The sequence below is a fragment of the Actibacterium sp. genome, assembly GCF_041584535.1.
Classification (GTDB): Bacteria; Pseudomonadota; Alphaproteobacteria; order Rhodobacterales; family Rhodobacteraceae; genus Actibacterium_D.
Genome location: NZ_JBFHDW010000225.1, coordinates 1 through 4,494, shown reverse-complemented (window position 1 = coordinate 4,494; position 4,494 = coordinate 1). Strand labels below are relative to the sequence as shown.

Genomic DNA, 4,494 nt, shown 5'->3' with positions numbered 1-4,494 from the left:
GACACCGACAGACCGGTGTTCACAGCAGGACGGATGCCTTGGTAGAACAGTTCCGTTTCCAGGAAGATCTGGCCGTCGGTGATCGAGATCACGTTGGTCGGAATAAAGGCCGACACGTCGCCGCCCTGGGTTTCGATGACCGGCAGAGCCGTCAGCGAGCCCGAGCCGTTGTCTTCGTTCAGTTTCGACGAACGTTCCAGCAGGCGAGAGTGCAGATAGAAAACGTCACCCGGATAAGCTTCACGGCCCGGCGGGCGGCGCAGCAGCAGCGACATCTGGCGATACGCAACAGCCTGTTTCGACAAGTCATCATAGATGATCAGGGCGTGACGGCCGTTGTCGCGGAAGTATTCAGCCATTGCAGTGGCCGAATAGGGGGCCAGGAACTGCATCGGGGCCGGGTCGGACGCGGTAGCGGCCACAACGATCGTATAGTCGATCGCACCGGATTCTTCCAGTTTCTTCACCAGCTGAGCAACGGTCGAACGCTTTTGACCGACTGCAACGTAGATGCAGTACAGTTTCTTGCTTTCGTCGTCGCCAGCAGCGTCGTTATACGACTTCTGGTTCAGAATGGTGTCCAGAGCCACGGCGGTTTTGCCGGTCTGACGGTCACCAATGATCAGTTCGCGCTGGCCGCGGCCGATCGGGATCATGGCGTCAACCGATTTCAGGCCGGTTGCCATCGGTTCGTGAACCGATTTACGCGGGATGATGCCCGGGGCTTTGCTGTCTGCAACGCGGCGCTCGGTGGATGCGATCGGACCTTTGCCGTCGATCGGGTTACCCAGACCGTCAACAACGCGACCCAGCAGGGCCTCGCCGGCGGGAACGTCCACGATCGACTTGGTGCGCTTGACCTGGTCGCCTTCTTTGATGTCCCGGTCGGAGCCGAAGATAACAACACCAACGTTGTCGACTTCGAGGTTCAGGGCCATCCCGCGGATACCACCGGGGAATTCGACCATTTCACCTGCCTGGATATTGTCGAGGCCGTGGACCCGCGCAATACCGTCGCCGACCGAGAGCACGCGGCCCACTTCGGCGACTTCGGCTTCTTGACCGAAGTTCTTAATCTGCTCCTTGAGGATCGCAGAAATCTCAGCTGCTTGGATACCCATTTATCCGACCTCTTTCATGGTGTTCTGAAGTGCGGCGAGCTTGGAGCGGATCGACGTGTCGATCATCTTCGAGCCCACTTTGACAATAAGACCGCCGATGAGGGATTCATCGACAGCCATGCTGATCTTTACATCCTTGCCGACGCTGGTCTTCAGCGTGGCAGCAAGTTTGTTTTGCTGGTCTGCAGTCAACGCCTGAGCGGCGGTGACTTCGGCCGTTACTTCGCCTTTTTCGTCGGCGATCAGCCCGCGCAGTGTTGCCGCAAGTTGCGGCAGCACGAACAGGCGGCGCTTGTCAGCCATCAGACCCAGCGAATTGGCCATCAGGACCGACAGGCCCATCTTTGCCGCAATCGCAGAGACTGCTTTGGCCTGCGCATCGCGCGAATAAATCGGCGATGAGATCAGGGCGTTGAAATCGGCGCTGTCGGCCATTGCGGCCTCCAATGCGTCAAGATCGCCCTCAAGCGCGGGTAGTTGATTATCTTCTTTGGCCAGGTCGAAAATGGCCTTGGCATAGCGTGCAGCGATGCCACCTGAGATCGAAGCTGGTTCGGACACGTCCACCCTTCCGATGTCTGTAGCCCCCCCTTGATGCCGCGGGTGCGACGGGGGGGGCGGCTCAAGCCTCGCGCCCGGCTGGGCGCGCTCCCGAAATCGGCGTGGGTGTAGCAGAGGCACAGCCACCTAGCAACCTTCAAGAACACCATTCTGTGAACGCAAATGCCTGATTTGGCGCTAACATTGTGATCACATCCGCAATGATACAGGATTGTGACTGAATTACGCGTAAAAACGACTATCTGAGATTCGTTTTTAAGCTTCGACCGGTCGCGGGCTGCGGCAGACCCTCAAGCACTTTCAGCGGCCGACGCACTGCTTCGGTCAGTCCCGGACCCGCCGGACGGTGCACCCGTTTCGAGACTTCGACCATCAAAACACCGCCCGCATAGAAGCCGCTGATGCGTCGTCCGACCTTTTCCGCCATCGCCGAGGTCTTGAGCCAGAACCGCTTGTGGCTGGGCGGCGCATACAGCGCGGTGCTGTGGGCTTCGGGTTGAAAGCCGTGATGCTTGAGTTGCGATTCGAGCTGGCCCAGTGAATAGGGTCGGCCAAACCCGAACGGCGTGCCGTCCCCGCGCGCCCACAGGCCTGACCGGTTCGGCACCACGAACAGCGCCCGGCCGCCGGGGCCAAGCACGCGCGACGCCTCTTCCAGAACCGCCGACGGGTGTTCGCTGGTTTCCAACCCGTGCATCAGAATCAGCCGGTCGATCATCCCGGTCGGCAGCGGCCAGTTGCTTTCCTCGCACAGGACCGACACGTTCGGCATCCCGGCAGGCCACGGCATCACCCCCTGCTGCCCCGGCATCAGCCCGATGACCCGGCGGGCCTCGGCCAGATAGGGGCGCAGCAGCGGCACGGCAAAGCCGAACCCGGCGACGCTTTGCCCCTTGGCCTCGGGCCAGATCTGCAGAACCTGCGCGCGGATCGCACGCTGCGCCACGCGGCCAAGATTGGTCCGGTAATAGAAATTCCTGAGGTCCAAAACGTCCAGGTGCATTGCGGCCCGCCTATGGATCGGCAACAGTTGGGACCAGTTTAGCCATGCGGAAGAAGAATGCCATGCCCCTTGAGATCGTGACCGTCCCCTGCCTTGCCGACAATTACGCCTATCTGCTGCATAATGCGGCAACCGGGCAGACTGCGCTTGTCGATGCGCCGGAAGAAGCTCCGATCCGCGCCGCCCTTACCCAACGGGGCTGGACCCTGACCGACATCCTGATCACCCATCACCACCACGACCATATCGGCGCTGTCGACGCGCTGCGGGCCGATTCCGGGGCGCGGGTGATCGGCGCCAAGGCCGACGCGCACCGGCTGCCGGCGCTGGATGTGCAGGTGTCCGAAGGCGATCCGTTGACGGTTTGCGGCGAATCCGTGCGGGTGATCGAGGTGCATGGCCACACGCTGGGCCATATCGCCTTTTATTTCGGCGACACCGGCGCCGCCTTTACCGCCGACAGCCTGATGGCGCTGGGATGTGGCCGCCTGTTCGAGGGCGACGCCGAAACCATGTGGGCCAGCCTGTCGAAACTGGCCGCCCTGCCCGCCGATACGATCGTCTGTTCGGGCCATGAATACACCCAGTCGAACGCAAAATTCGCTTTGACTATTGAACCGGGAAATTCCGATCTTATCTCACGCTCAGAGGCTGTTGCTGCGGCACGCGCCAAGGGGCAGCCTACTGTTCCCTCCGTTCTGTCGGAGGAGCTGGCAACCAACCCGTTCCTGCGTGCGTCCCTTCCGCAGGTCAAAGCCGGGCTTGGTTTGCAAGGCTCCTCCGACGCGGAAGTCTTCGCTGAAATCCGTAAACGCAAAGACAACTTCTGATCGTCCTTCGCGGCCGTGATCGTGGCATTTCCGCCTAATAATTGGGTCGTTGCATCACAGTTGCGCAATTTTGATCAGAAAGGCCTTGAAGCGCGGCGATAAAAACCGAACCTTAATTCTATGAGGCAACAGTGAGGCCCGCGGCAACGCCCGCCTCCGCCGACAGGAAAGGAGCACCAAACGTGCCTTCGTTTTCGACGACCCTAGAGCAGTCCATCCATGCCGCCCTGGCGCTGGCCAATGCCCGCCGCCATGAGCTGGCCACGCTTGAACATTTACTGCTGGCCCTGATTGACGAACCCGACGCCGCCAAGGTGATGCGCGCCTGTTCGGTCAATCTGGACGAGCTGCGCGCGACCCTTGTCGAATTCATCGACGAGGAACTGTCGACTCTCGTGACCGAGATCGAAGGCTCCGAGGCTGTGCCGACCGCTGCGTTCCAGCGGGTGATCCAGCGTGCCGCGATCCATGTCCAAAGCTCGGGCCGGACCGAAGTGACCGGCGCCAACGTGCTGGTGGCGATCTTTGCCGAACGTGAATCGAACGCCGCCTACTTCCTGCAGGAACAGGACATGACCCGCTATGACGCGGTGAATTTCATTGCGCATGGCGTCGCCAAAGACCCGTCCTTTGGTGAAAACCGCCCTGTCACCGGCGCCCCCGAGTTTGAGGAAAATACTCAGGCCCAGGGCGCCAAGGACGAAGGCGATGGCAAGGAATCGGCGCTGGCCAAATATTGCGTCGATCTGAACGCCAAGTCCCGCAAGGGCGAGGTCGATCCGCTGATCGGGCGCGACTCGGAAGTCGAGCGTTGCGTGCAGGTGCTGTGCCGCCGCCGCAAGAACAACCCGCTGCTGGTCGGTGATCCGGGCGTTGGCAAGACCGCCATCGCCGAAGGTCTGGCCCGCAAGATCGTCAACGGCGAAACCCCCGAGGTTCTGGCGAATTCGACCATCTATTCGCTGGACATGGGCGCGCT

General features: G+C 61.0%; 5 protein-coding genes. 2 read left to right on the top strand and 3 right to left on the bottom strand.

Translation table 11 applies throughout. The annotated features are described in order from the left end of the window. From atpA to ABYW26_RS11060, 3 genes are all read right to left on the bottom strand, one after another. Nucleotides 1–1,121, bottom strand: a 1,121-nt coding sequence (gene atpA, locus ABYW26_RS11070; protein ID WP_372604925.1) for a F0F1 ATP synthase subunit alpha, incomplete at its 3' end; no start/stop codon positions are given. After that, a complete protein-coding gene (locus tag ABYW26_RS11065; protein ID WP_372604923.1) occupies nucleotides 1,122–1,682 on the bottom strand; it encodes a F0F1 ATP synthase subunit delta in 561 nt (186 codons plus the stop codon). Nucleotides 1,683–1,920: 238 nt separating this feature from the next. Continuing rightward, the gene (locus ABYW26_RS11060) at nucleotides 1,921–2,685 is read right to left on the bottom strand and encodes a class I SAM-dependent methyltransferase (RefSeq protein ID WP_372604922.1); all 765 of its coding nucleotides are present in this window, start codon (nucleotides 2,683–2,685) and stop codon (nucleotides 1,921–1,923) included. A gap of 62 nt (nucleotides 2,686–2,747) precedes the next feature. Between ABYW26_RS11060 and gloB the strand changes: the two genes are divergently transcribed. Further along, on the top strand, nucleotides 2,748–3,515 hold the full coding sequence (gloB, locus tag ABYW26_RS11055; protein ID WP_372604920.1) for a hydroxyacylglutathione hydrolase: 768 nt from the start codon (nucleotides 2,748–2,750) through the stop codon (nucleotides 3,513–3,515). A gap of 182 nt (nucleotides 3,516–3,697) precedes the next feature. After that, the coding region (locus ABYW26_RS11050; protein WP_372604919.1) for a Clp protease N-terminal domain-containing protein at nucleotides 3,698–4,494 on the top strand (797 nt) is incomplete at its 3' end.